Here is a 24,941-nt window from a genome sequence, read left to right as displayed (position 1 = left end):
CTCCACGCAGGTTCCGATGGCGTTTTTTACTCGGCAGGATGACAACCGGCCACTCAGCGGTAGGCTGGCCATGGGGATCGAGTACGACGGTACTCGCTACTGCGGCTGGCAGCGCCTGAGCCACGCCGACTCCGTGCAGGGCGCGCTGGAAAAGGCGCTGTCCACCATCGCCGCGACGCCGGTTCGCGTGTTCTGCAGCGGACGCACCGATAGTGGCGTCCATGCGACGCGTCAGATCGTCCACTTCGATGCGCCGGTCGCGCGCACGCAGAAAGCGTGGGTCTTTGGTACCAACGCCAAACTTCCCCGCGATATCGCCATTCGCTGGCTCAAGCCCGTGTCGGATGAATTCCACTCGCGCTTCTCCGCGCTGGCGCGTCGCTATCGCTATGTCATCATCAACCAGCCGACGCGGCCAGTGCTCGAGCGCCACAACGTGACCTGGTGCCGAGATCCGCTGGACGCCGAGCGCATGCACCGCGCTGCCCAGGTGCTGGTCGGCGAGCATGATTTCTCGAGCTACCGCGCGGCCGGCTGTCAGTCGAACACGCCCATTCGTCATCTCCACTTCATCGAGGTGCGCCGCCATGGTCCCCTGGTGGTGATCGATGTGCAGGCCAACGCCTTTCTTCACCACATGATACGCAACATCGCCGGCGTGCTGATGGCCGTCGGGCGCGGCAGTGAAAGCGAGTCCTACCCGGCGAAACTCCTGGCGCTGCGCGACCGTACGCTGGGCAACGTCACCGCGCCAGCCAGTGGACTGCACTTCGTCGATGTGCGCTTCGACGAGCGTTTCGCGCTGCCGGAAGAGCCCCTCGGGCCGCAGATGCTGGCATTTCTGGGTGACTGGACCGGTGATCGGGATGTCATTCCAGACACTCTGCTGATGCGCCGGCGTCGAGTGTGGCCGCGCTGGATCGACGCCGATGGGAACGTCGTCGATCACAATCCCAACGTCCCGCTCGAGAAGGCGACACCATGAGCCGCGTGCGCATCAAGATCTGTGGGATGACGCGAACCTGTGATGTCACCGCGGCGGTCGATGCCGGTGCCGACGCGCTCGGGTTCGTGCTCTGGGCCGGTAGCGCGCGGGCGATCTCTGCCGACACGCTGGGCGAGCTGGCCGCTGTTGCCAGCCCCTTCGTCACGCGGGTGGGGCTATTCGTCGACCCGACGGCTGCCGAGGTCGAGGCCGCACGGGATCACCTCGATCTTCTGCAGTTCCACGGCGACGAATCGCCCGAGTTCTGTGCCGGATTCGGCCGGCCCTGGATCAAGGCGCTACGGATGCGCGAGGGTATCGACCTGCCCCGCGCCGCCGAGCGCTACGCCGGTGCCGGGGCGCTGCTGCTGGACGCTTTTCGCCCGGGGGTGCCGGGGGGGACGGGGGAAACCTTCGACTGGGCGCGCATTCCCGGCGATCTGGCAAAACCTGTTATTCTGGCGGGAGGTCTGACACCCGACAACGTCGCCGAGGCCGTCGCGCAGGTTCAGCCCTATGCCGTCGACGTTTCCGGCGGCGTCGAGGGGCAGTCCCAAGTGACCGACGGTCGCCGTGGCATCAAGGATCCCGCCGCCGTCCGCGCTTTCTGCGAGCAGGTGCGCGTTGCCAACGCCAAGCGCTCGCCGCACCACTTAACGACACCATGAGAGGCCTTACGTGAGCCGATTCTTCGATCTGACGCAGCTGCCGGACGCTCGCGGCCATTTTGGCGCCTACGGCGGCCGCTTCGTCTCCGAGACGCTGAGCTTTGCCCTCGAGGAACTCGAGTCCATCTACGCCGAGCTCAAGAACGATCCCGCCTTCCAGGCAGAGTTTGACCGTGACCTCACGCACTACGTGGGTCGCCCGTCGCCGCTCTATCATGCCGAGCGCTGGTCGCGTGACATCGGCGGGGCGCAGATCTGGCTCAAGCGTGAGGATCTCAACCACACCGGCGCCCACAAGGTGAACAACACCATCGGCCAGGCGCTGCTGGCGAAGAAGGCCGGCAAGCCGCGGGTCATCGCCGAGACCGGCGCCGGCCAGCACGGGGTGGCGACCGCCACCGTGGCGGCGCGACTGGGGCTCGAATGCGAGGTCTACATGGGCGCCGAAGACGTGCAGCGTCAGAAGCTCAACGTCTATCGGATGCGCCTGCTTGGCGCCAAGGTCGTGCCGGTCGAGTCCGGCTCGCGCACGCTCAAGGACGCCATGAACGAAGCGCTGCGTGACTGGGTCACCAACGTCGACAACACCTTCTACATCATTGGCACCGTGGCCGGGCCGCATCCCTATCCGATGATCGTCCGCGACTTCAGCGCGGTGGTCGGGCGCGAGGCGCGCCGCCAGTCGCTGGAGCAGATCGGCCGGCTGCCGGATGCCCTGGTCGCCTGCGTCGGCGGTGGCTCCAATGCGATGGGCCTGTTCTACCCGTTCGTCCAGGACGACGAGGTTCGCATGGTGGGCGTCGAAGCGGGCGGCGAGGGTCTGGCCAGCGGCCGCCACGCGGCACCGTTGACCGCCAACGCCCCGCGCGGCGTGCTTCATGGCAACCGCACCTATCTCATGTCCGACGAGGGCGGTCAGATCGCCGATACCCACTCCGTCTCGGCAGGCCTCGACTACCCCGGTGTGGGCCCGGAGCATGCGCTGTGGAAAGACGTCGGTCGCGTCGACTACGTCGCTGCCAATGACGACGAAGTCCTGGCGGCATTCCGCGAACTGACCTGCGTCGAAGGCATCATGCCGGCGCTGGAAACCGCCCACGCGCTGGCGCACGCCAAGAAGATGGCCGCCGAGATGCGCACCGATCAGCACATCATCGTCAATCTCTCCGGTCGCGGCGACAAGGACATTCACACCGTCGCCCAGATCGACGGCATCGAATTTTGAATCAGGGGCCGACATGAACAGCAGTGACACCAATCGCATCGATCGGCGTTTTGCCGCGCTCAAGTCCCAGGGGCGCACGGCACTGATTCCCTTTATCACGGCCGGTGACCCGGGGCCGACCCATACCGTCGGCTTCATGCACGCCTGCGTCGAGGCGGGCGCGGATCTGATCGAACTCGGGGTGCCGTTCTCCGATCCGATGGCTGACGGCCCGGTGATCCAGAAAGCGTGCGAGCGAGCGCTGGTCCACGGCACCCGGCTGACTCACGTGCTCGAAATGGTCGCCGAGTTTCGCCAGCAGGATACCGAGACACCGGTGGTGCTGATGGGCTATCTCAACCCGGTCGAGCGTATGGGGTACGCCAATTTCGCGCGTCAGGCCAAGGCGAGCGGCGTCGACGGTTTTCTCGCCGTCGATATGCCCCCGGAGGAGATCGACGACAACGCCGCGCTTTTCGCCGAGCAGGGATTGCAGTCGATCTTTCTGCTGGCCCCGACCACGTCCGAGGCGCGGGCACGCTCGATCTGCCATCACGGCCAGGGCTATCTCTATTACGTGTCGCTCAAGGGCGTGACCGGCGCCGCGACGCTCGACGCCGATGCGGTCGGCGAGCAGCTCGCCAGGCTGCGGGAGCTGACCACGCTGCCGCTCTGTGTCGGCTTCGGTATTCGCGATGGCGAAAGCGCCGCCGCCGTTGGCAGGTTCGCGGACGGCGTGATCGTGGGCAGCGCACTGGTTGGCCGCATTGCCGAGCGTGCCGAGTCACCGGAGACTATCCCCGAGGCACTCAAGGCGATCCTGAGCGAGATGCGACAGGCGATGGATCGCAACGCCAAGGCCTGATCCCCGAAGGCGGCTTTGGTATCATCGCCTCCTTCACGCGTGACGGGGGCGGCATCATCCCCCGCGTCGCGCGCTTTTTTTTCGTAACCACGTCCTAGATAACCATGGGGAAGCGTTTTTGACATGAGCTGGCTAGACAAGATCGTCCCGTCGATGAGCCGTACCCAGCGTAACGACCGTCGTGCCAGCGTGCCCGATGGCCTCTGGCGCAAGTGTCCGAGTTGTGAAGCGGTTCTCTATCTTCCCGAGCTCGAGAAGCATCAGAACGTCTGCCCCAAGTGCGAACATCACCTGCGGCTGACGGCGCGCAAGCGTCTCAACTGGTTCCTCGACGCCGAAGGGCGCGAGGAGATCGACGCTGACCTTCAGCCAACCGATCGCCTCAAGTTTCGTGACTCCAAGAAGTACAAGGATCGTCTCGCCGCGGCGCAGAAATCGACCGACGAGAACGATGCCCTCATCAGCATGCGCGGCACGCTCGACGGTCTGCCGGTCATTGCCGTCGCCTTCGAGTTTTCCTTCATGGGCGGCTCCATGGGTGCCATCGTCGGCGAGAAGTTCGTGCGCGCGGCAACGCTCGCCCGGGAGGAGGGAATTCCGCTGATCTGCTTTGCCGCTTCCGGCGGGGCGCGCATGCAGGAAGCGCTCTTCTCGCTGATGCAGATGGCCAAGACGTCGGCGGCGCTCGAGAAGTTGAAGCAGGCGGGCATTCCCTATATCTCCGTACTCACCGATCCGGTGTTCGGCGGGGTCTCCGCGTCGCTCGCGATGCTCGGCGACCTCAATGTGGCCGAGCCCAATGCACTGATCGGTTTCGCCGGCCCCCGCGTCATCGAACAGACGGTGCGCGAGACACTGCCGGAAGGGTTCCAGCGCAGCGAGTTTCTGCTCGAGCACGGTACGGTCGACATGATCATCGCACGTCCCGAAATGCGCGAGCGTCTGGGTCGCGTGCTGCGTCAGCTGACGCATCAGCCGGCGATCGGCAAGCCGGATGAGTCGGACTACTCACCGTTGGGTGACGATTCCGAGCTCAGCGCGACGACGCGCTGAGTTGTCGCGGCGGAATGTGTCGAATGACCCAAGATGACAGCCAGACTGTGACGCTCGACGACTGGCTCCTGCGGCTCGAGCGCCAGCATCCGGTCGCCATCGACATGGGGCTCGAGCGGGTTGCCCGTGTCGCCGAGCGGCTGGGCCTGAGTGCCTCGGCCCTGGGCGGCCGGGTGGTCACCGTCGCGGGCACCAACGGCAAGGGCTCGACGGTCGCGATGATCGAACGTCTGGCTCGCGCTCACGGCCTGTCGACCGCGGCGTACACCTCGCCCCATCTGATCCGTTACAACGAGCGGCTGAGCGTCGACGGCGAGCCGGTAGACGACGCTACGCTCATCGATGGCTTCGAACAGGTCGAGGCGGCGCGGCTCAGCGACGACCCGATCAGTCTCAGCTACTTCGAGGCGGGTACGCTCGCCGCCATGGTGGGGATGGCAAAGCGGCAGCCGGACATCGCAATCCTCGAGGTCGGCCTGGGTGGACGACTCGATGCGGTCAACGTCGTCGATGCCGATGTCGCGGTGATCACCACCATCGCCCACGACCACGCCGATTTCCTGGGCAGTGATCTCGACGGTATCGGCCGCGAGAAGGCGGGCATTCTGCGTCCCGGCCGCCCGGCGGTTCTGGGGTCGCGCGCGCTGCCGGTAAGTATCGGTGAGCGGCTCTCGTCGCTGGGCTGTCCGAGCTACTGGCTGGGGCAGGCTTTCGATCACCGTTCGGCGGTCGGCAACCACGGGCGCTGGCACTGGCACGGCGCCAGCCAGAAGGGCCCGGAAATGACCGGCCATGAACTTGAGACTCTGCCCGACCCGGGGCTGCCGCTGGATAATGCGGCGGCCGCGCTGCAGGCGCTGGTGCTCTGCGGCGTCGAACTTGAGGCGAGCGCGGTTCGCACCGCCTTCGAGACGGTCTCGCTGACGGGCCGGCTACAGTGGCACGGGCGCTGGTGCCTCGATGTGGCGCACAATCAACACGCGGCGAGCTATGTGGCCGAGCGGCTTGCCTCTCGGCCCCGTCCGTCGCGCCGCATCGGTTTGATCGGTGTGCTGGCGGACAAGGACGCCGAGGCGTTAGTGACAGCGCTGAAGCCGGTCGTGGATACCTGGGTGGCTGTGGGGCTCGCCGGGCCGCGCGGTAGAAGCGGGGCGGCGCTCGCGGATTGCCTGGAGCGTCAGGGCCTCGCCCTCGATGCGATATGCGATTCGCCCGCGGCCGGCGTCGCGTGGCTGGCCCCGCGGCTCTCGGCAGATGACGAGGTGCTGGTCTGTGGGTCGTTTTACACCGTCGGCGAGGCGCTCGCCGCGCTCGATGATGCAAATGAATGAATGGCATGCGGCGTCCGCCGCCGAGCATGGCTCGATCAAGGAGGTTGTATGAAGTACGGATGGCGTGAACGGATCATCGGTGCAGTCATTCTCGTCGCGCTCGGCGCGCTCTTTCTTCCCATGCTGTTCGATGAGCCGGCACCGCGTGAGCAGGAGCCGGAGCCGGTCATGGTGATCGAACAGCCGGTCGACGGCGGCGAAGCCCGTCAACGGATTATCGAATCGCCCCAGCCGCCGGCATCGGTCGCGACCGGCCAGTCCGGCCAGCCGAACACCGCGGTGCCTGAACCTGACACGTCCGGCCAGCTCAGCGGGGGTAACGGGGGCTTCGGCCAGTCCAGTGACGGCGATGACGTCGCTTCCGACGACGGCCAGAGCGGCTCGTCGGCCACGCAGCCGCGTACCGACCCGATCGCCGAGATCGCCGAATCCGAAACGTCGTCGAGCGCACCCGCCGAGAGTGCCCCGGCTGCCAGCGAGGACTCGGCGCCGGCCGAGAGTGGCTCGCGCACGCCGGCGACCCCCGACGGTGGCTGGGTGGTCCAGGTCGGCAGCTTTGGCCAGGCCGGCAACGCCGAACGGCTGACGGCCGATCTCAAGTCGCAGGGCTTTCCCGCCTATTCGCAGCCGCGGGACAACGACCTGACCACGGTTTATGTCGGTCCCTACGGCTCGTCCGATGCGGGCGAGTCGGCGCGCGGCGAGCTCAAGCAGGCGGCCAATATTCAGGGACTCCTGATTCGCAATCCGGGTAACTGATGCCTCTGACGTGGCTGGATTACGCCTTCCTGCTGGCATTGACGATCTCCATGCTGGCAGGCTTTTTGCGTGGCCTGGTGCGAGAGGCGCTGGGCCTCGGCGCCTGGATCGCCGCGCTGCTGGCAGCGCGCGTGTTCGCCCAGCCGATCGGCGATCTGCTGGAGCCTTACATCGACCACCCGGATGTCCGGCTGGTGCTGGGGTTCATCATTGTCATCCTGGTCGTCGTCATTGCTTGTGGCGTGGTCATCCGCGTGCTGACCGCGGCGATCGAGTGGGTCGGCCTGGGCTTCTTCAACCGGCTGGCGGGGGCGGCGTTCGGCCTTGCCCGTGGCGCGGCGATTCTGGTCATCGCCACGGTGGTCATCGGTCTCACGCCACTGTCGCAGATTCAGGCGTGGCGAGACGCCCAGCTACGCCCCTCCTTCGAGTCGCTGCGGGACTGGGCGGTGGTTCAGCTTCAGAGCTGGGACGTCGACCCGTCGCGGGCGCAAGAGGCAATGCGGCAATTGCCGCTGGGGATTCCCGGCGGCCCAACATCTTCATACCAGCGGGAGGAGGAGGCGGCGTCCGAGCCCCCGAACTCCCGACCGGCCCCTTGAGCGGGTGCAACAAGCGAGGTAAGGCGGAATGTGCGGTATCGTAGGCCTCATGGCCAATGAAGCGGTCAATCAGTCGATCTATGACGCGCTGACGGTTTTGCAACACCGCGGACAGGACGCCGCCGGCATGATGACCTGGGACGATGGTCGCTTTCTGTTGCGCAAGAACAACGGCCTGGTGCGCGATGTATTCCATACACGCCACATGAAACGGCTGACGGGCGGGCTCGGCATCGGTCACGTTCGCTACCCGACCGCGGGGACGGCCAGCGAAGCCGAGTCGCAACCGTTCTATGTGAACTCCCCCTACGGCATCACGCTGGCCCACAACGGCAATCTGACCAACTCCGACCAGCTCAAGCAGGAGCTCTTCTCCTCGGATCTGCGTCACATCAACACAAGCTCGGACTCCGAAGTGCTGCTCAATGTCTTCGCCCACGAGCTGGGCAAGCAGGGGCACACCCTAACGCCTGAAGATATCTTCGATGCCGTACGCCGGGTCCATCGGCGCTGCCGCGGCGGCTACGCGGCGGTGGCTATCATCAACGGATTTGGACTGGTGGCGTTTCGCGATCCGCACGGCATTCGCCCCGTGGTCTACGGCACGCGCGACGAAGGGGCCACGCCAGACGTGATGATCGCCTCCGAATCGGTCGCTCTCGACGTCGGTGGTTTCGAACTCGAGCGCGATCTGGCCCCGGGTGAAGCGATCTTCGTCGATATGGACAAGACCGTGCACACCCAGCAGTGCGTCGATCAACCGCGACTCACACCGTGCATCTTCGAGCATGTCTATCTGGCGCGTCCGGACTCGATGCTCGACGGTGCCTACGTCTACGGCACGCGGATGCAGATGGGCCGCAAGCTCGGTGATCGCATTCAGCGCGAGTGGCCGGATCACGACATCGACGTGGTCATTCCGATTCCCGACACCTCACGGACCACAGCGCTCGAGCTTGCCCAGCATATCGGCGTCACGTTCCGTGAAGGCTTCATGAAGAACCGCTACATCGGCCGGACCTTCATCATGCCTGGGCAGACGCAGCGCAAGAAGTCGGTGCGGCAGAAGCTCAACGCCATCGCCAGCGAGTTCGCCGGCAAGAACGTGATGCTGGTGGACGACTCCATCGTGCGTGGCACGACTTGCAGTCAGATCATCCAGATGGCGCGGGATGCCGGCGCCAACAAGGTCTACTTTGCGTCTGCCGCACCGGCGGTGCGCTACCCCAACGTCTACGGCATCGACATGCCGGTGGCGAGCGAGCTGGTGGCGCACGGTCGTAGCGACGCCGAGGTGGGCGAGCTGATTGGCGCGGACCGCCTGATCTATCAGGATCTCGAGGATCTCAAGGCTGCCTGTCGCGAGGTCAATCCGGCGCTGGACGACTTCGACTGCTCCGTGTTCGATGGCAGCTATGTCACCGGCGACGTCGACGACGCCTATCTCGCGGCGTTGGAAGCGGCGCGCAACGATGCCGCCAAGTCGGAGAGTGACAGCCTTAACGCCGTCGTCGATCTGCATAACGACAGCGAAGACGACTGAGCCGAAATGACCCAGCCGCGGCCGCCAGGCCGGTTGCCGCGGACAAGGAGTGCAGAGATGACACACGATCCCTCTCAGGACGAGCCCTTCGACGAGTCGACGCTGGCCCTCGAGACGCTGGCGCTGCGGGCAGGCCACGAGCGCACCCATGAACAGGAGCATGGCGAGCCTATCTTTCCGACCTCGAGCTTTGTCTACGGAAGTGCCGCCGAGGCAGCGCGCAAGTTCAAGGGCGAGGAGCCGGGCAACGTCTACTCGCGTTTTACCAACCCCACGGTGCGCAACTTCGAGAAACGTCTGGCGGTGATGGAGGGTGGCGAGCGCTGTGTGGCCACCAGCTCCGGCATGGCAGCGATACTTTCTACGGTGCTGGCGCTGCTCGAAGCCGGTGATGAGGTGGTCGTCTCGCGTTCGGTTTTCGGCTCGACCGTCGCGCTGTTCGACAAGTACCTCTCCAAGTTCGGGATCACGCCGCGTTATGTCGAGCTCGACGATCTGCAGGCGTGGGAGGCGGCGATCACCGCGAAGACTCGGCTGCTGTTTGCCGAGACGCCGTCGAATCCGCTCAATGGTCTGGTCGATATTCAGGCGCTGGCCGAGCTCGCCCATCGCCACGGTGCCTGGTTGGCGATCGACAACTGCTTTTTGACCCCCGCGCTGCAGCGCCCCCTCGCGCTGGGGGCGGATCTGGTGATCCACTCGGCGACCAAGTATCTCGATGGGCAGGGGCGGGCGATCGGCGGGGCCGTCGTTGGCCGTGACGCCGAACTCGAGAAGCTCTATGGCGTCGTTCGGACCTGCGGCCCTTGCATGAGCCCGTTCAACGCCTGGATCTTTCTCAAGGGTCTGGAGACGCTCGACCTGCGCATGCAGGCCCACAGCCGCAACGCGAAAGCGCTGGCGCAGTGGCTCGAAGCGCAGCCGGCGGTAGCGCGAGTGCACTACTCGGGGCTCGAAAGCCACCCGCAGCATGCACTGGCCAAGCGTCAGCAGCGCGACTTCGGTGCGGTGATGGGCGTCGAGATCAAGGGCGGACAACCCGCCGCGTGGCACGTGATCGACAGCACCCGCGTCCTGTCGATCACCGGCAACCTGGGTGACGTCAAGACCACCATCACGCATCCCGCGACCACCACCCACGGGCGTCTCAGCGACGCTCAGCGCGCCGATGCCGGCATCAGCGAAGGGCTGGTGCGTATTGCCGTCGGACTCGAGGCGCTCGAAGATCTCAAGGCGGACCTGCAACGCGGCCTGAGCACGCTGTAGCGAGCTCGGGCAGCGCGGCGCACTCTGGCATCGCCATACTGGACAGCCAACGTTGTTCCAAAACCCGCCCTCGGCGGGTTTTTTCGTTCCTGCCGGGGCCGTAGCCCGCAAGGCGCGGCCCAATATGTCGTCGCGGTCACTAATCCTGGGTCGTTAGGCCGCGATTGTTTCCCTATCGTGAATGATTGAGTGACGCGCGTCGCGCTAGTGATCGCCGACAGAGCCCGTATGCTAGACGTCACGAGCCGACAGAGAAGACGCCATGTGGAGCAACTCCAAAAACGGATGGGGACGTATCAGCATCGGCGTGCATTGGCTGAGTGCGCTGACTGTCTTCGGTCTCTTCGCGCTGGGGTGGTGGATGACCGGTCTTGGCTACTATGACGCCTGGTACAAGATGGCGCCGTGGTGGCATAAATCGATCGGTATCGTACTGCTCGCCCTGAGCCTCTTTCGCGTGGCCTGGCGTGTCCTGCAGCCAACCCCCGCGGCTCACGGCAGCTCAAGGAAGCGGCTGGCGGCGCATCTGGGGCACGGCCTGATCTATCTGACACTGTTCGTCGTGATGGTCTCGGGATATCTGATCTCGACCGCCGAAGGTGAAGGAATCAGCGTCTTTGGCCTGTTCGCGGTGCCGGCGCTGGTGACCGGCTTGCCACACCAGGCGGTCATCGCCGGCGACATTCACTGGTACGCCGCCTGGTCGCTGGTCGTGCTCGCCGTGGGGCACGGGCTAGCGGCACTGAAGCATCACTTCGTCGACCGCACCGATACCCTCACGCGAATGCTGACGACGCGCCCGTCCAGGCGCCACTGAAATCGAACGCGCGGCGAAGAAGAACCCCGCCGCGCGGACTGCAACGCTCGTGACACCGTCATTCAAGGAGTAAGACCATGTTGAAGAAAACCGCTCTCGCCGCGTTGATTGCTGCGCTGCCGCTCTCCGTGGTGCAGGCCGCCGACTACCAGGTCGACGCAGAGGGCCAGCACGCCTTCGTTCAGTTCAAGATCAGCCACCTCGGCTACTCCTACATCCTGGGAGATTTCAAACAGTTCGACGGCAGCTTCAGCTACGACCCGGAGGCGCCGGAAGACGCCAGCGTCAACATGACGGTCGACGTGGATAGCCTCGACACCCACCACGCCGAGCGCAACAAGCATCTGCTGAGTGGCGATTTTCTGAACGCTAGCGAGTACCCACAGGCGACGTTCGAGTCCACCAGCTTCGCGATCGACGAGGACGGTGAAGAGGGCGAAATGACCGGTGACCTGACACTGCACGGCGTCACCCGCTCGGTCACCTTCGATGTCGATCACATCGGCGGCGGTGATGATCCCTGGGGCGGCTACCGTCAGGGCTTCGAAGCGGAAACCACGCTCGATCTCGCCGACTTCGATATCGACATGAGCGACTTCCCCGACGCGATGCACAGCGTTGATCTCTACGTCGTACTGGAAGGTATCCGACAGTAACGGCTAGCCGACATCAGTGCCATCACCCGGCGCTGTCGACCTGCGATCCCGGCTCAAGGCCGGGATCGTCGTTTGAATGGTGGGAGAAGCCTAGGCCGGCGAGACGTAACCTGAGGCGAGCGCCTCGTCCCGGCACGGTTCCCCGAGGGTGAGGCTCAACCTCCGCCGCGGAAGTGATCCACCTCGGCGCGATCTCGTCGGTGCTTGAGTCGACGCACCCAGCGGCCGCGGCACCATAGCCTGCCGCGCCAAGCGATGTCGCGCAGGTCCCCCAGGTTGAGCGCCTGCCAGCGGGCGCTGGCAGGCGAGCGGGGGGCGTCGGGAGCGCCGTCGGCCAGCGCGTTTTGCAGCCGGTCAATGAGCAGTGCCGCGCGTTCCCGGGCCGGCAGCGGGAGCGCCTCGTCGGAATCGTCGCCGGTAACGAGGCGATCATGAACCGCCGGGTCGCGCGGCGACGCCCGTTCGCCGAAAGACGGCTCGTCCCCGGTTGGCGTGAGGGTCTGAGGGGCGTGACGGTGAGAATCAACGACCAGCAGGCGATCGGCGGCAACCCAGCTGCCATCGTCGAGCACCAGTTGGCCGTCTTCATAACGCGTGACGTTGGCGACCAGCTCGAGCTGCAGGCCACGCTGGTCGAGCCGACGCGCCAGCCAGCGATTGGCGCGGTCGCACGCGCCGGGCAGCGCCCGACGGTGGGTCTCGATCAGTGCCACCGGCAGGCGGCGACCGTAGCGCTCCCCCAGGGCAAGCAGATTGGCGGCGTACTCGACGCCGGGGGGGCCACCGCCGAGGACGACGACGTTGGGTAGCGTCGCCTCGGCGTCGGCGAGGTGTGTTTCCAGCACCTGCCGCAGACCCCAGAGCGACTCGACGCGGGTATCGTGGACGGCCTGAGCCGTGTAGAAACCCGGCACGGTCTGGGGGTCGACCCTTGCCGGTCGATCCAGCGACAGCCAGTCGTAGTCGAGCTGGCTCCCGTCATCGAGGGTGAGTCGATGCCCCTCGAGATCGATTCGCGTCACCTCGGCGCGACGAAACTCACCCCCATGGCGTTCGATATGCGCCGGATCGAGCAGTACGTCGTTGCGTTGCCACTCACCGCCCAGCATCCCGCCGAGCCAATCGGGGAAGGCAAACGGCTCACGCGTGACCAGGGTGACGCGGGCGCCGGCACGCGTCAGCCGGGCGCACTGGGCTGCCACGTAGAAGTGGGTCGCGCCGCTGCCGACGAGTACCACGTGTGCGTGGTGGGGCGAGCGGGGCGTCGTCGAGGGCGAGGCGTCGTAAGCCTTTGGCATGCCGAGATCCGGGCGAGAATTCACGCTGAAGTCTAGCATGGGGGGAGAGCGCCGCCCGTCGCCCACCCGGGTTGCGCGTTTCATCGTCATCAACAGGCCATCGAAGAGGAGTCAGTCATGCGTGATCACATTCTGCCCCAGCCGGGTTTGGGGACCTATCGTCTCAAGGAACAGGCGGTGATCGATTCCGTCACGTCAGCGCTGGAACTCGGCTACCGCCATCTCGACAGCGCCAAGATGTACGGCAACGAGACCGCCGTGGGCAAGGCGATCCAGCAGAGCGGTCTCGACCGCAGCGAACTCTTCCTCACCACCAAGATCTGGTGGGACCAGCTGGAGCCGGAGGCGCTGACCGCAAGCGTCGAGCAGAGCCTCGAGAATTTCGGCGTCGAGTGGCTCGATCTCGTCTTGATTCACTGGCCGTCGCCGGATGCGCAGGTGCCGATGGCGGACTATCTCGAGGCGCTGGCCCAGTGTCGCCGGCGCGGGTTGACCCGTCATATCGGCGTCTCTAACTTCACCATCGCGCAGATCGACGAAGCCTTGGCGCTACCGGGCGGTGATCAGATCATCACCAACCAGATCGAGGTACATCCGTTTCTCGCCAACCGTCAGCTGGTCGAGCACTGTCAGGCCAAAGGCATCGAGGTTACCGCCTACATGCCGTTGGCGGTGGGGCGCGTCATGGAAGACGCCACGCTCAAGCGTATTGCCGACGCGCATGACGCCACACCCGCGCAGATTGCGCTCGCCTGGATCGTCGCGCGTGACATCATCGTGATTCCCTCGTCGACGAAAGCCGAGCATCAGAAGGCCAATCTCGCGGCCCTCGACATTCGCCTCAGCGATGAGGAGATGCGGGAGATCGATGGCCTCGATCGCGGCGAGCGCGTTGCCAACCCGGATTTCGCCCCCGTCTGGGATCAGTAGAACGAGTCGCGGCGATGTGAGGGTGTCAGGGAATGTTTGTCTCAAGCCTCGGTCCAATGCTCGACCGATCTTGGAGAAGCTGCATGACTAACCCCAATGCCTTTCGTCTAATGCTCTGCGCGCTGGGCCTGACCCTGGTGCTGCCCGTCAGTGCCCAGGAGGCGCCCGACAATCCGGATTCCGGCCTCCAGGTGCACGAGAGCGACGGTGAAGTCGAGGCGCCGGCCAACGCCTCTCAGGTCGATCACGACTCTATCGAGCGCGCCGGTGGCGTGGGTCGGGAGAACGCCGGTTTTACCGACGGCGGTGCGCAGACGCCGGTCGATCAGCGGCCCAACGCTCTGAGCTTCGATCAGCTCGATGTCGACGGTGACGGCGTCATTGATGAGCAGGAGGCGCTCAGCGCCGAACAGGAGACGCTCTTTCGCCAGCTCAACGATGACCAGGCCGGCGGCGTGACGCGAGAGCGCTTCGAGCAGGCGGTGGGGTCGCAGACGCTCACGCCCTGAGCACCAGCCTGCCGGTCGACCCGCAAGCGTCACCAACCGATAGACGAAAAAAGCCCCGCCAAGGCGGGGCTTTCGTGGCCGGGCGTGCCGGCATGCGTCACGCGGGCTTAGTCGACGACGGCGGCGATCGCCTTGGCGACATAGGGCAGGTTCTCGCCGGTGAAGCCGGCCACGTTGGCGCGTCCGGAGCCGACCATGTAGATGCTGTACTCCTCGCGCAGGCGTTTGACCTGAGCGGTCGTGAGACCGGTGTAGGAGAACATGCCGCGCTGCTGGGCGACGTGGGCGAAACGCTGATCCAGGCCGTAGGGCTTGAGCGACTCGACCAGATCGGTACGCAGGCCGTTGATGCGTGCGCACATCTCGGTGAGCTCTGCGCGCCAGACGCTGGCGAGCTCCGCCGACTCGAGGATCTCTGTGACCACGGCAGCACCGTGAGAGGGCGGATTGGAGTAGTTCTCCCTCGCGACGATCGCCATCTGCGAGCGTACGTTCTCCATCTGCTCGGCGTTCCTGGCGATCACCATCAGCCCGCCGGTACGCTCGCGATAAAGACCGAAGTTCTTCGAGCAGGAGCTGGTGATCAGCACCTCGTCGAGGTTCTCCGCCATCAGGCGTACGCCAAATGCATCGGGTTCGAGGCCGTCGCCAAAGCCCTGATAGGCGAAGTCGACCAGCGGCAGCAGCCCGCGTGACTTGACCACTTCCAGTACCTGGTGCCACTGATCCTGGTTCAGGTCGAAGCCGGAGGGGTTGTGACAGCAGGCGTGAAGCAGGACCACGTCCCCTTCAGGGATCGTCTTCAGCGTTGCCAGCATGCCGTCGAAGTCGAGCTGGTTGTCGGCGCTGACATACGGATAGCGGTGCATCGCGATACCCGCCGCTTCGAAGATCCCCAGATGGTTCGGCCACGTCGGGTCGGAGAGCCACAGGCTCTTGCCCGGTAGATTGGACTTGATGAAGTCCGCGGCCAGGCGAAGGGCGCCGGTGCCGCCCGGCGCCTGGGTCACGCTGACGCGGTTGGCAGCGATGACCGCAGAGCCGGTGCCGAGCACCAGATCGGCGACGACGCGACCGTAGCGCGGATCGCCATGGGAGCCGATATAGCTCTTGGTCGCTTCGGTCTCGAGAAGGTGCGCTTCCGCCTGCTTCACCGCCTGCATGATCGGGGTATGACCGTTGACGTCACGATAGACGCCGACGCCGAGGTCGACCTTCTGCGGGTTGGGGTCCTGATTGTAGGCCTCGATCAGGCCGAGGATGGCGTCTCCGGGGACGCGCTCGATCTTCTCAAACATGGGGTTCCTTAACCTGGCTCGCCGAGGCTGACCGGGGCTCTCGCGACTTCACTCGGGCGCGAGGGCCTCGTCGGTTCGGGCGGCCATGATGAAATCGTTGGCGTGGAGTCCTCGAATACGGTGCGTCCACCAGCTTACCGTCGTTCGTCCCCACTCGGTGAGGATCGCCGGGTGATGGCCCTGCGATTCGGCAAGCTCTCCGACGGTGAGTGTGAAGGCCAGGGCCTTCGCGAAGTCGGGGAAAGCGAACGTTCGCTCCAGACGCATGATGCCATCGCGCTCGACGATCCGCCACTTGGGCAGCTCGGCGGCAAGGTGCGCGATCTCGGCGTCGTCGAGTGCGGATGCGTCGCCGCGGCACGGGGTACAGGGACGTTGCGCGAGAGATGTCATGACGGTCTCCGAGGGGAGGTTGGCGGTCACGCGGGTGGGCGAGGCTCAAGTGCGCTCACGCGAAGCCCACCACCTCATGGGGCACGTAGGGCGCTTCCAGCGTGGCGATCTCGTCGTCGCTCAGCGTGAGCTCGAGCGCAGCGAGTGCCTCGTCGAGATGGCGCATCTTGCTGGCACCGACGATAGGCGCGGTGATGCCCGGTTTCTGCAGCAGCCACGCCAGCGCGACCTGCGCCGACGAAGCGCCCCGAGCCGCGGCGACGCCGTGGAGCGCATCGATCACCGGCGCGTCGCGCTCGTCCCCGAGTTTCCAGTTGCGCATCTGCGCGTCGCTCTTCGCCCGCGTGGTGCTGCCTTCCTCGCCCACCGGCTTGCTGCCGGCCAGGATGCCGCGCGCGAGTGGACTCCAGGGGATCACACCGACGCCCTGGTCACGGCACTGGGGAATCATCTCTCGCTCCTCTTCTCGATAGATCAGGTTGACCATCGGCTGCATCGTGGAAAAGGGCGTCCATCCGTGGCTCCGGGCCACGTGTTGCGCTTTGGCAAACTGCCAGGCGTACATGCTGGAGGCGCCCAGGTAGCGCGCCTTGCCGGCTTTCACGACCTCATGGAGCGCTTCCATCGTCTCTTCGATCGGCGTGTCGTAATCCCAGCGGTGGGTCTGATAAAGGTCCACGTAGTCCATCCCCAGACGCGACAGCGAGGCGTCGATGGCGTGATGGATGTGCTTGCGTGAGAGGCCGCGCTCGTTGGGCGACTTCGCGCCGGTGGGGTTATAGACCTTGGTCGCCACGACGACCGCTTCGCGGCGGGCGAAATCGTTGAGGGCGCGGCCGACGACCTCTTCAGAGGCGCCGTCGGAGTACATGTCGGCGGTGTCGAAGAAGTTGATCCCCGCCTCCAGTGCACGCTGGATGAACGGCCGGCTCTGTGGCTCGTCGAGTACCCAGTCTCGCCACTCGGGCGACCCGTAGGTCATGGTGCCGAGACAGAGTGGTGACACCTTGAGTCCGGTGTGGCCGAGGCGACGATATTGCATGGTTCACTCCCGATGACAGAGGGTAGAGAGGCACTCTCACCATAGCAGTCACCCGGCGGCTGAACGGAAACGGCTCACCATGACCCGGAGCGGTAACCTTGGCATAATGCGCGGCTTCGAAAAGCGCCTCTCGAGCTCGGCGAGGTGTGCGGCAACCGCCGACACCAAAACCCGCCTCGGGGCGCTTCCGCGTTTTTCCGTCGTCTTCCGGAGCCGCCATGACCGCCTGGAACAAGCTGCTCACCGCAACGACCCGGCTGCTCGACCTGCACGACAGCGCCCATGAGCCAGGATCGCCGTTCGTTCAGGTCACGCAGGAGCAGCGTCGCGGCCTGCGCGATGGCTACTGGCTGGACCTGGGGTGTCTGCTGCTCGACTATCTGCTGGAGGTGGATTTTGCCACCAACAGCGCGTTCGTCACGCAGCGTCGCTGCCTCGCCCAGCTTCGCGGCGACTATCCCGACCTCCCCGCCGATGATCTCAGTTTCGTCGTCAACCTGCTCGCGACGCCCAGCGAAGTGCACTATCGCGAGCGAGACGCCGCGCTGGATGACGACATGTCCGAGACCTCGTCCACCGCGCGAGGCGGACGCAGTACCAAGCGTACCGCGCTGATCGAAAAACAGGGTCAGACCGGGCAGGTGCGACTGACCCCCAGCGGCCGTCAGGCAGTGACGCTGGCGAGCCAGGTCGAGGATCTTCTCTACTCCGAATACGACGCCGCCAAGGTCGTCGCCGCGCTCTCCCGCGGCGACTACGCCCGCGTGCCCGATATCACCCAGCAGATCCTGATGGCCATCCGCGCACTGACCCAGGAGCTACGCCGGGTGCGCGAGAACCCGACCCATGAGGGCAAGCTCGCCGCGCTGCTCGATAACGAGCGCCACTACCATAATGCCCTGAGCACCATTCAGAGCACGCTGCTCAGTGCCCGTGCCCAGATGTCGACACCGACGCTGATCGATCACTTCGAGCAGTGGGCGGAGCGACAAACGGACGAGGAGTGGGATCTGCGCATGCTCTCCGGTGCCATCGGCCGGGTGCTCAACGCCATCGAGAACCTGTCGCGTCGACTCTCCGAGCTGCTGTCGGATATCGCCGAGGGGCGCATCCAGTCGATGGGCGTGATCGACTTCGCCGGGCTCGCCCATCAGCTGCTGGTCGCGCCGCCGCCGGCGCGGCTGCAGGAGGCGGTGGTGGCGCGGATGATGCCGCTGACGCCCGATATCAGTCTGCCGCGCACCGAAACGCTGGCGCCGCTGGTCGAGACCCGGCGCGCCGAACGCAGCGGTGCCGCGCTGGTGTTTGACGAGGCCCGTGACCGGCCCGCCGCCGATCCGCTGCTGGCGCGGTTTCTGCGCGCCCGCGGGCCGTCGCTGCGAAAGCGTGTGGACCGTGCGCCGATGTCTCTGCCCGATGCCATCGCCGAAGGCTGGCACCACTTCGACGCCCAGGACTGCCTGGCGCAGCTGCTGAATACCTTCGTCGATACCCAGCTGCTCGGCGACGCGCTGAGTGTGGGGATCGACGAGACTCCCTTTGCAATCGAACTTCCCGACGGCCGCCGGATCGAAGGCGCCGTTACCCCATCGCTGCGACGACAGGCGGCAGCGACGGTCGAGACACAGGACGTTGACTCATGAACATGATGGAAATGGGCGAAGTCGTCGCCTACCTGCTGCGCTATCGCACCGCCGAGCGCGTGCCCAGCGGCGGGCGCAAGCGCCGGGCGGCACGGGAGGGGCAACTCTCCGAGCGCGATGTCTGCGCGCTGATCGACGACGCCCAGGAGGCCGAGCGCGAAGCGCTGCGCGATTTTCTTGCCGGCCAGGGGCTGCGCCTCAAGGCCTTCGAGGCCGGTGACTATCCCGGTATCGCGCCCGGATCGCGGTTCTTCGCCCTGTTGCCGGACCCCGAGCTCGAGCAGCCGCCGCTGTTCACTCGCGAGCCGGTGTTCGAGGCGCTCAAGCTGCGCCAGGAGAGTCGCAACGAGCTGGCGCTCTGGTATCTACAGCTGTGGTTGCTGCTGCATACGTTGATCTATACCCGACTCAACCGCGCTCTCTCCGACGTCAGCCGCTACCAGGAAGCGACCTTCGTGACTCGCGAGCTGGTCGATCTGGTGCGCAACCAGCTGGAGACACTGCGTGGCCTCGGCGACCGCGCCCCCGAGAACAGCCGGGTGCTGCTCGACGAACGCGGCGAGGATATCCCGCGCCGCGTGCGTGCCTTCATCGATCTGCTCGGCCGCGCCGGTCATCTCGACACGGTGCGTGATGCCGGAGACGAGGAAGTTTGGCAACAGACGCTGCTCGGCGCGCTGGAAGCCGAGCAGATCGGCGTCCATCACCTGACCCATCTGATCGAACTCACCTCCGGCGAGCACGATGAGGCGGCCGACAACGCCGCCGTGACTGCCTCGAACGGGCAGCAGGACACGCCGCCCGAAGACGGCGCGTCACGCTCCGAGACGCCCGCGCAGGATGGGGCAGAGGGGATGTCAGAGGGCGCGCCGACCGACTCGGCGACGACCGACGCCGGTGAGTCGACGCCAGGGCCGTCGGACACGTCGACGGAACCGACATCCGCAGAGACGTCGCTCGATGAAGACAGCACGTCGAGCGAGATGCAGGACGAGGGAGAAGCGCGGCGATGAGCGTCATCAACCGAATCGAAATCGCCAACCTGCTCAACAAGCACGGCGACATTGCCTCCCCCTGGGAGGCAAAAATGCGCCATCTGCTGCTCGATCTGCGCGGTCAGTCCAGCGCCATCAGCATGGAAAATGGCTTCGGCAAGACCACGCTGGCGGAAGCGCTGATCGGCATGCTCTCCCGTGATCGTCAGCTGCTGACCCGGACCCGGCGCAAGTGCTCGCCGTCGAAGGTCAACGGCGAGAGCCGCAGCTGGACGCATCTGCGAGTCGAGTTCCGCGCGCGTACCGACGCCGCCCAGGAGGACATGCTCGCCGCTGCCGGTGACGAGGTGGCTGGCGAGACCTTCGTCTTCGGCATGTATGGCTACAGCGACGGTAGCGGGCTGGTTTTCTACCACTATGCCGGCAAGCTTGCTGACGTGCCGGTGCATCACGTCACCCGCGACGGCAAGCTCGCCCTTTACGCCAACGCCGATGTCCAGAGCGGGATGCGCGAAAAGGGCGTGACTCGGGCCCACAATCGCGAAGAGTGGCTCGAAGCGGTCGGCGCGCATATCTCCCGGCGGGAGCTTGCCCAGCTTGCGGCGTTCCAGAAGGAGGGGGGCGCCGACAAGAGTCAGATCTTCAACGCCATCCGCCCGCGGGCCGGGGAGAAGGCGGATCAGGCGTTCTTCTATGAGGTCCTCGCGCCGCAGATCCTCTCCGGGGCGACCCGCGGCGAGACGGACGAGGAAGAGGAGCTGATCGAAGATGTCATCCTCAACTCCGGCACGCGCATTACCGAACTGCGCCACCGTCTGGCGGAGGCGGAGAGTGACCAGCAGCGCGCCGGTGACAAGGTCGCGCGACTGAGCACCTTGAATGACGAGGGCGAGAGTCTGCTCGCGTCGCGCGGGGCGCTGGCGGCCCTCGATGCCTCGCTGCTCGACGCCGAACGGTTGCTCGGCGGACGGGCGCTGGCGCCAATGGCCGGTCTACCGGGCGATACCGAGTCATCACGCGATACGCACAGCGCCGCCGCGAGTGATGCGAGCGGGCTAGCGTGGGCGCCCGGCGACACCGAGCGGCCGCGGGTCTCCACCTGGTTGCTGGCGACGCTCAGCGGCCAGCGCGAGCGCAACGTGCGCCAGGCCCTCTCCGAGCGGGGCGCGCGCGTCGATACCCACCGTCGCTTGGTGCACCTGCCGACGGCGAACTGGGTCGGTGCCCGCGATCTGGGTCACGTCGCCTTCGAACAGGCGCGCGCGTGGCTCGCCGACAGCCACGCCTTTGCCGACGACTCCGCGCGTTACCGCGCGCTGGGGCGGCTCGATGACGCCGCCGAGGCGCTCGAGGGGCTCGATGGCAACCGCTTCCGCGAGGAGGTGATCGCCGATCGCGAGTATCGCCGCTCGCTGAAGCTCGATGCGGAGGCGCTCGACGAAGAGATCGAACGCCTCGAGCACGAGCGCGAGCAGCTGGAGTCCCGGCAGCGCGACTTCATCGACAACCAGAGTGTCTACACCCAGGCGCTTGGCGAGGGGCTGTTCACGGAAGCCGAACTCGAGACCCCGGAGTCGACCCGAGCGCGTGCGACCGCCGAGCTCGACGCGGCCCGGCGTGCCCACGCGGACCATCTCGGGCGAATGGGTGAGTTCAAACAGCCCGCCGAAGCGTTCGAGGCGTTCTCGCACGAGTATCCCGACACCACGCCGGCGGCACTGCTGGCAGAAAAGCAGGAACGCTTCGAGACACTCGGCCAGCAGCTCGCCGAGTGGGACGACGAGGCGCAGACGCTGCAAGGCCAGCTGGCGAGCGTGCGCGAAGCGCTCCAGCGCCATCGTGAGCGGCGCCAGCGACTGGAAGGCGAGCTCGCGCCGCTGACGGCCGGGCGCGAGGCGTGGCAACAGTTCGCCGAAGGCTGGCCGGAGCGCTCGCCGGTCGGCTTCTGGCGCGAGCAGCAGAACGCGTTGACGACCCTCGAGCAAACGCTCTCCCAGTCCCAGCGCGAGCGTGACGATATCGATGCCGAACTCGCCCGGCTTGCGCCGCTGGAGGACGCCCCGGCCCGCTTCCGTGAGTTTCACGGCGATGCGTCGCCGGTTCATCTTCGCGACACCCTCTACCGCGAGTCCCGCGAGCATCAGGACCACCTGCGTGACATCGAGCAGCAGCGCGAGCGGCTCGTTGAACTGACCACTGCGCTGACGACGTTTCGCGATCTCGGCGTCGACGCGCCCGATAGCTGGCTACAGGATGCCAAGACGCGTTACCCGCGCCTGCTGCGCGAGCGCGAGGCACTGGTGGAGGCGGTCGAGTCTCGCCAGGGCTATCTCGAGAGCCTCGCGGGTGATCCGCTAGCCCGACTCGAGGCCGAGACGCAGGCGCAGCGTCTGCTCGAGGCCGAATCGATCGCCTTCACCTCGCTGCACGCGGTGCTCTCCGCTTTCGATGCCGACAGCCAGCGCCGCGGCGAATGGCTCGCTCAGGCCGCGGGTCAGTTGTTCGCGCCGGTGGTCGAGGGCGAGGCCGTGGCGGCGCAGGCGGCGCAGTGTCTGATCGACGCCGGCTGCGGCGTGCCGGTCATCGAGGCGGGTCGGCTTTCGGCCGCGCTCTCCCGCGGGGAGGCGCCGCTCGGGGCGGTGCAGGGCGTAGAGACGCTGGCGGTGAAGGCCGCGCTCGACCCTGCGCATCTCACCGCGCTGCGGGACGAGACCCAGCGGCGGCTGGATATCGACCGGGAGCGTGCTGCCGCCCTGGAAGAGGAGCTGGCGCGACTCGATCCCCACGGCGAGCGTTTCGCCCTCGCGCTGCGGGCCAGCGAGGCGATCGAGCAGCAGGCCGAGAAACAGGTTGCGGCACTCGAGGCCGAGCGGGATCGCGTTGCCACTGCGCTCGAGGCGCTGTCACCGCGGCTCGCCGAGCCGGCGTTGAAGGCGATCGATGACTACCAGCGGTATCTCGAGGTGGGCGGCGATCAGGCGCTGAAGACCGCTCGCGCCCGCCGCGCCACGCTGGCGTCCCAGCTCGAGGAATGGCAGACCCAGCGCGATACGGCCGCTGACGCGCTCGAACGTCACGGTGATCTCTGGCTGGCGGCCGAGCGCTTCGCCGCCGCCGGCGGTATCGAGCGTCTGACGGCCATCGACGAGGAGATCGCGAGCCTCGCCGAAGAGAGTGCGGAGCTGGACGAGCGCGCCGCGGAGATCGAGCTGGCCAGCGAGACCCTGACCGCGCGTCGGGAAGAGTATCGCGGGCAGATGAACGCGCTTTTCGCCGACGGCGAGCGCGCCCGCCTGCAGCAACTGAGCGAGTTCGTCGAGGCGGGCGGCCCCGAATTCATGCGTGATGCCCTGACGCGGGAGGCGACGCTCCAGACCGCGGTGAGCGAAGCCGGGCGGCGCGCCGATTTCGATTTCGACCGCATCCGCGCCTATCTGCAGGTCCGCGACGAGAAGGGTGGCAAGCGCACCCTGGAGCGTGATCTGGGCCGTTTGAAACAATCCCTGCGCGACGCGCGCGAGCGGCGCAAGGCCAACGCCGGCGAGCAGGGCGATGTCGACACCCGGCTGGCGCGCCATCAGCAGGCACTGGACCGGGTCGATCAGCTGGCCGTGGCCTGGCTCGAGGTGCTGCGCCAACTCCCCGACGGATGGGCGACGCGCAGCGTGCCCGACATCGACGCGCCCTGGCCGCAGGATCACGACGGAGCGGCGCGCTTCGATGCCGCGCTGGTGAGCTGGCAGCGCTGGCTCACCGCGCCCCTCACCGAGGCAGAGGCGTCCGACGACAGCGAACGGTTCGATATCGAGGCCTTCGAGACCTGTCAGCAAACCCTGCTGGAGGGGCTCAGCGGGCTCAATCTCGGCGAACGCGCGCGGAATCGTGACCGTCAGGCGAAAGACGTGGCCGCCCGCGAGAAAGCCCTCGGCGATTCGCTGGAAGCCGCCAGTGCCAGCCGGCTCTTCAACGACACCGAGCGCGCCCGCCTGGGAACGCTCGAGGGAGTGAGCCAGGAGACGCTGGATTCGCTCCGCGGCCTGCATCGTCAGCTATCGAGTCAGCTCGAGGAGCACCGCGGTCGCGTCTCGCGTCTGCACGCCTCCCGCGAGCAGATCGAGGACACTCTGGTCGAGCGACTGAGTTCGATCATCATCGACGCTGCAGGCAATCTCGGCGTGCTCAAGCGCGTCGCCGCGCGTGCCAGCGAAGGCGGGGCCTACTTCGAGGTCAAGGCGGAGCTGATCGCCGATGACGCCGTGCGGGAGCTCATCCAGCAGCTACTCGGCGATATCGATGCCCACCTCGCGGTGCAGCAGCGACGTCTCGAACAGTCCGGCGAGCCGGCCAAGGGCAAGCGGGGCGACGACGAGCTGGCGCGACAGATTCGCCGTCGGATCTATCGCGGGCTCTTCCGCGAGGTGGTCATCCGGCTACGGCACGATGCCATTCGTCCCCACGGGCGACTCTTTTCGCTCAACGAGGACATGTCGGAAGGTCAGCGTGAGGCCGTATCGCTGATGTGGCTGGTGAAACTCTCCGAATTCGCCATCGAGCGCGAACTGCGCGAGCTGCCGAGTCAGCACCGGCGCAGTGCCCGTGCCAGCCGCGAGAGCGTCATCCTCCTCGACGGGCTTTTCTCCAAGCTCTCCCACCGCCGACTGATTCAGGACTCGCTGGAGTCGCTGCGCAATACCCGCGGCCGCTTCCAGATGATCGGACTGATCCACAATCCGAACTACGAAAACGATCCGAGCATCTTCCCCACGTATCTGGTCGGCAGTGTCATCGGCGGCCAGCAGGGGCAGGGCGGACACGTGATGGTGCGCGAGGGTCGATTGGTCAGCCCCGAAGAGACCGGGCGTGGCAGTGGCGAGGCGAGCCTTTTCGGCATTCACGTCACCCCGGCGCCGGTGGAGTAGCGTTCCCGCCTGCGGTGAATGGCCAAGGGTAACCGCTCAAGGGCTCGCTTCGGCGGGCCCTTGAGCGCCGGGTCATGGACTTTTGATGAGCGCCGAGCGCCGCGAGTCGGCCGGGCAGCGGTTTCGATCAACGGGGCGTGTGGTAGCGGCTGTCAAGGGCACTGA

21 protein-coding genes are annotated in these 24,941 nt (G+C 66.2%); 17 read left to right on the top strand and 4 right to left on the bottom strand.

Annotation, left to right across the window (positions count from 1 at the left end; all coding sequences use genetic code 11):
- Positions 1-16: 16 nt before the first annotated feature.
- From truA to DOM41_RS15835, 12 genes are all read left to right on the top strand, one after another.
- Positions 17-985, top strand: coding sequence for a tRNA pseudouridine(38-40) synthase TruA (gene truA / locus DOM41_RS15890; protein ID WP_110687830.1), 969 nt, complete (start codon positions 17-19; stop codon positions 983-985).
- Positions 982-1,653, top strand: a complete 672-nt coding sequence (locus tag DOM41_RS15885; protein ID WP_110687829.1) for a phosphoribosylanthranilate isomerase — start codon at positions 982-984, stop codon at positions 1,651-1,653. Before truA ends, DOM41_RS15885 begins: the two co-directional genes overlap by 4 nt.
- A gap of 10 nt (positions 1,654-1,663) precedes the next feature.
- Positions 1,664-2,878, top strand: a complete 1,215-nt coding sequence (gene trpB, locus DOM41_RS15880; RefSeq protein WP_110687828.1) for a tryptophan synthase subunit beta — start codon at positions 1,664-1,666, stop codon at positions 2,876-2,878.
- Between the two features lie 13 nt (positions 2,879-2,891).
- Positions 2,892-3,722 carry a tryptophan synthase subunit alpha gene (trpA, locus tag DOM41_RS15875; RefSeq protein WP_110687827.1) on the top strand — a complete coding sequence of 277 codons (831 nt, stop codon included), beginning with the start codon at positions 2,892-2,894 and terminating at the stop codon, positions 3,720-3,722.
- A 123-nt stretch (positions 3,723-3,845) separates the two neighbouring features.
- Positions 3,846-4,775: an acetyl-CoA carboxylase, carboxyltransferase subunit beta gene (accD, locus tag DOM41_RS15870; RefSeq protein WP_110687826.1), complete on the top strand. Its 930-nt coding sequence runs from the start codon at positions 3,846-3,848 to the stop codon at positions 4,773-4,775.
- 23 nt (positions 4,776-4,798) lie between these two features.
- Positions 4,799-6,106, top strand: a complete 1,308-nt coding sequence (locus DOM41_RS15865; protein WP_110687825.1) for a bifunctional folylpolyglutamate synthase/dihydrofolate synthase — start codon at positions 4,799-4,801, stop codon at positions 6,104-6,106.
- A 48-nt stretch (positions 6,107-6,154) separates the two neighbouring features.
- Positions 6,155-6,865 (top strand): SPOR domain-containing protein, encoded by a 711-nt coding sequence (locus DOM41_RS15860; protein WP_110687824.1) that lies wholly within the window; start codon positions 6,155-6,157, stop codon positions 6,863-6,865.
- Entirely contained in the window at positions 6,865-7,467 is a 603-nt protein-coding gene (locus DOM41_RS15855; RefSeq protein WP_110687823.1) for a CvpA family protein, read from the top strand. The genes DOM41_RS15860 and DOM41_RS15855 overlap by 1 nt, the downstream gene beginning before the upstream one ends.
- Positions 7,468-7,495: 28 nt before the next feature.
- Complete coding sequence (gene purF, locus DOM41_RS15850) at positions 7,496-9,010, top strand: amidophosphoribosyltransferase (RefSeq protein ID WP_110687822.1); 1,515 nt, start codon at positions 7,496-7,498, stop codon at positions 9,008-9,010.
- Positions 9,011-9,067: 57 nt separating this feature from the next.
- Entirely contained in the window at positions 9,068-10,276 is a 1,209-nt protein-coding gene (locus DOM41_RS15845) for an O-succinylhomoserine sulfhydrylase (protein ID WP_110687821.1), read from the top strand.
- Positions 10,277-10,538: 262 nt separating this feature from the next.
- Positions 10,539-11,093: a cytochrome b gene (locus tag DOM41_RS15840; RefSeq protein WP_110687820.1), complete on the top strand. Its 555-nt coding sequence runs from the start codon at positions 10,539-10,541 to the stop codon at positions 11,091-11,093.
- Between the two features lie 77 nt (positions 11,094-11,170).
- Complete coding sequence (locus tag DOM41_RS15835; RefSeq protein WP_110687819.1) at positions 11,171-11,749, top strand: YceI family protein; 579 nt, start codon at positions 11,171-11,173, stop codon at positions 11,747-11,749.
- A gap of 155 nt (positions 11,750-11,904) precedes the next feature.
- On the opposite strand, the gene DOM41_RS15830 is transcribed toward DOM41_RS15835, so the two are convergent.
- A complete protein-coding gene (locus tag DOM41_RS15830; RefSeq protein WP_157956962.1) occupies positions 11,905-13,047 on the bottom strand; it encodes an NAD(P)/FAD-dependent oxidoreductase in 1,143 nt (380 codons plus the stop codon).
- A 117-nt stretch (positions 13,048-13,164) separates the two neighbouring features.
- Between DOM41_RS15830 and dkgB the strand changes: the two genes are divergently transcribed.
- Both dkgB and DOM41_RS15820 read left to right on the top strand, forming a co-directional pair.
- Complete coding sequence (dkgB, locus tag DOM41_RS15825) at positions 13,165-13,977, top strand: 2,5-didehydrogluconate reductase DkgB (RefSeq protein WP_110687817.1); 813 nt, start codon at positions 13,165-13,167, stop codon at positions 13,975-13,977.
- An 83-nt stretch (positions 13,978-14,060) separates the two neighbouring features.
- Complete coding sequence (locus DOM41_RS15820) at positions 14,061-14,486, top strand: EF-hand domain-containing protein (RefSeq protein ID WP_157956961.1); 426 nt, start codon at positions 14,061-14,063, stop codon at positions 14,484-14,486.
- A gap of 107 nt (positions 14,487-14,593) precedes the next feature.
- Here DOM41_RS15820 and DOM41_RS15815 read toward each other — a convergent pair whose 3' ends face one another.
- The 3 genes from DOM41_RS15815 to DOM41_RS15805 are packed head-to-tail and all read right to left on the bottom strand — an operon-like array spanning position 14,594 to position 17,219.
- Positions 14,594-15,784 (bottom strand): amino acid aminotransferase, encoded by a 1,191-nt coding sequence (locus tag DOM41_RS15815; RefSeq protein WP_110687815.1) that lies wholly within the window; start codon positions 15,782-15,784, stop codon positions 14,594-14,596.
- Positions 15,785-15,832: 48 nt separating this feature from the next.
- Positions 15,833-16,177 carry a 4a-hydroxytetrahydrobiopterin dehydratase gene (locus tag DOM41_RS15810; protein WP_110687814.1) on the bottom strand — a complete coding sequence of 115 codons (345 nt, stop codon included), beginning with the start codon at positions 16,175-16,177 and terminating at the stop codon, positions 15,833-15,835.
- A gap of 55 nt (positions 16,178-16,232) precedes the next feature.
- Positions 16,233-17,219, bottom strand: coding sequence for an aldo/keto reductase (locus DOM41_RS15805; RefSeq protein WP_110687813.1), 987 nt, complete (start codon positions 17,217-17,219; stop codon positions 16,233-16,235).
- A 218-nt stretch (positions 17,220-17,437) separates the two neighbouring features.
- Here DOM41_RS15805 and DOM41_RS15800 point away from each other — a divergent pair, with 218 nt between their 5' ends.
- From DOM41_RS15800 to DOM41_RS15790, 3 genes are read left to right on the top strand one after another with little or no spacing between them, the layout of a single operon-like run.
- The gene (locus DOM41_RS15800) at positions 17,438-18,862 is read left to right on the top strand and encodes a hypothetical protein (protein WP_110687812.1); all 1,425 of its coding nucleotides are present in this window, start codon (positions 17,438-17,440) and stop codon (positions 18,860-18,862) included.
- Positions 18,859-19,875, top strand: coding sequence for a hypothetical protein (locus tag DOM41_RS15795; RefSeq protein WP_245391878.1), 1,017 nt, complete (start codon positions 18,859-18,861; stop codon positions 19,873-19,875). Before DOM41_RS15800 ends, DOM41_RS15795 begins: the two co-directional genes overlap by 4 nt.
- Positions 19,872-24,776, top strand: a complete 4,905-nt coding sequence (locus tag DOM41_RS15790) for a coiled-coil domain-containing protein (protein WP_110687811.1) — start codon at positions 19,872-19,874, stop codon at positions 24,774-24,776. Before DOM41_RS15795 ends, DOM41_RS15790 begins: the two co-directional genes overlap by 4 nt.
- Positions 24,777-24,941: the final 165 nt, after the last annotated feature.

Source organism: Salinicola aestuarinus, assembly GCF_003206645.1.
Classification (GTDB): domain Bacteria; phylum Pseudomonadota; class Gammaproteobacteria; order Pseudomonadales; family Halomonadaceae; genus Salinicola; species Salinicola aestuarinus.
The sequence above is the reverse complement of the archived record's forward strand: the minus strand, read 5'-3'. Positions and strand labels throughout refer to the sequence as shown.

Bases quoted from the DNA above. Each gene is read 5' to 3' on its own strand.
- truA (WP_110687830.1), top strand. From the start codon at position 17: ATGGCGTTTTTTACTCGGCAGGATGACAACCGGCCACTCAGCGGTAGG.
- DOM41_RS15885 (WP_110687829.1), top strand. From the start codon at position 982: ATGAGCCGCGTGCGCATCAAGATCTGTGGGATGACGCGAACCTGTGAT.
- trpA (WP_110687827.1), top strand. From the start codon at position 2,892: ATGAACAGCAGTGACACCAATCGCATCGATCGGCGTTTTGCCGCGCTC.
- accD (WP_110687826.1), top strand. From the start codon at position 3,846: ATGAGCTGGCTAGACAAGATCGTCCCGTCGATGAGCCGTACCCAGCGT.
- DOM41_RS15865 (WP_110687825.1), top strand. From the start codon at position 4,799: ATGACCCAAGATGACAGCCAGACTGTGACGCTCGACGACTGGCTCCTG.
- DOM41_RS15860 (WP_110687824.1), top strand. From the start codon at position 6,155: ATGAAGTACGGATGGCGTGAACGGATCATCGGTGCAGTCATTCTCGTC.
- DOM41_RS15855 (WP_110687823.1), top strand. From the start codon at position 6,865: ATGCCTCTGACGTGGCTGGATTACGCCTTCCTGCTGGCATTGACGATC.
- purF (WP_110687822.1), top strand. From the start codon at position 7,496: ATGTGCGGTATCGTAGGCCTCATGGCCAATGAAGCGGTCAATCAGTCG.
- DOM41_RS15845 (WP_110687821.1), top strand. From the start codon at position 9,068: ATGACACACGATCCCTCTCAGGACGAGCCCTTCGACGAGTCGACGCTG.
- DOM41_RS15840 (WP_110687820.1), top strand. From the start codon at position 10,539: ATGTGGAGCAACTCCAAAAACGGATGGGGACGTATCAGCATCGGCGTG.
- DOM41_RS15835 (WP_110687819.1), top strand. From the start codon at position 11,171: ATGTTGAAGAAAACCGCTCTCGCCGCGTTGATTGCTGCGCTGCCGCTC.
- DOM41_RS15830 (WP_157956962.1), bottom strand. From the start codon at position 13,047: ATGCCAAAGGCTTACGACGCCTCGCCCTCGACGACGCCCCGCTCGCCC.
- dkgB (WP_110687817.1), top strand. From the start codon at position 13,165: ATGCGTGATCACATTCTGCCCCAGCCGGGTTTGGGGACCTATCGTCTC.
- DOM41_RS15820 (WP_157956961.1), top strand. From the start codon at position 14,061: ATGACTAACCCCAATGCCTTTCGTCTAATGCTCTGCGCGCTGGGCCTG.
- DOM41_RS15815 (WP_110687815.1), bottom strand. From the start codon at position 15,784: ATGTTTGAGAAGATCGAGCGCGTCCCCGGAGACGCCATCCTCGGCCTG.
- DOM41_RS15810 (WP_110687814.1), bottom strand. From the start codon at position 16,177: ATGACATCTCTCGCGCAACGTCCCTGTACCCCGTGCCGCGGCGACGCA.
- DOM41_RS15805 (WP_110687813.1), bottom strand. From the start codon at position 17,219: ATGCAATATCGTCGCCTCGGCCACACCGGACTCAAGGTGTCACCACTC.
- DOM41_RS15800 (WP_110687812.1), top strand. From the start codon at position 17,438: ATGACCGCCTGGAACAAGCTGCTCACCGCAACGACCCGGCTGCTCGAC.
- DOM41_RS15795 (WP_245391878.1), top strand. From the start codon at position 18,859: ATGAACATGATGGAAATGGGCGAAGTCGTCGCCTACCTGCTGCGCTAT.
- DOM41_RS15790 (WP_110687811.1), top strand. From the start codon at position 19,872: ATGAGCGTCATCAACCGAATCGAAATCGCCAACCTGCTCAACAAGCAC.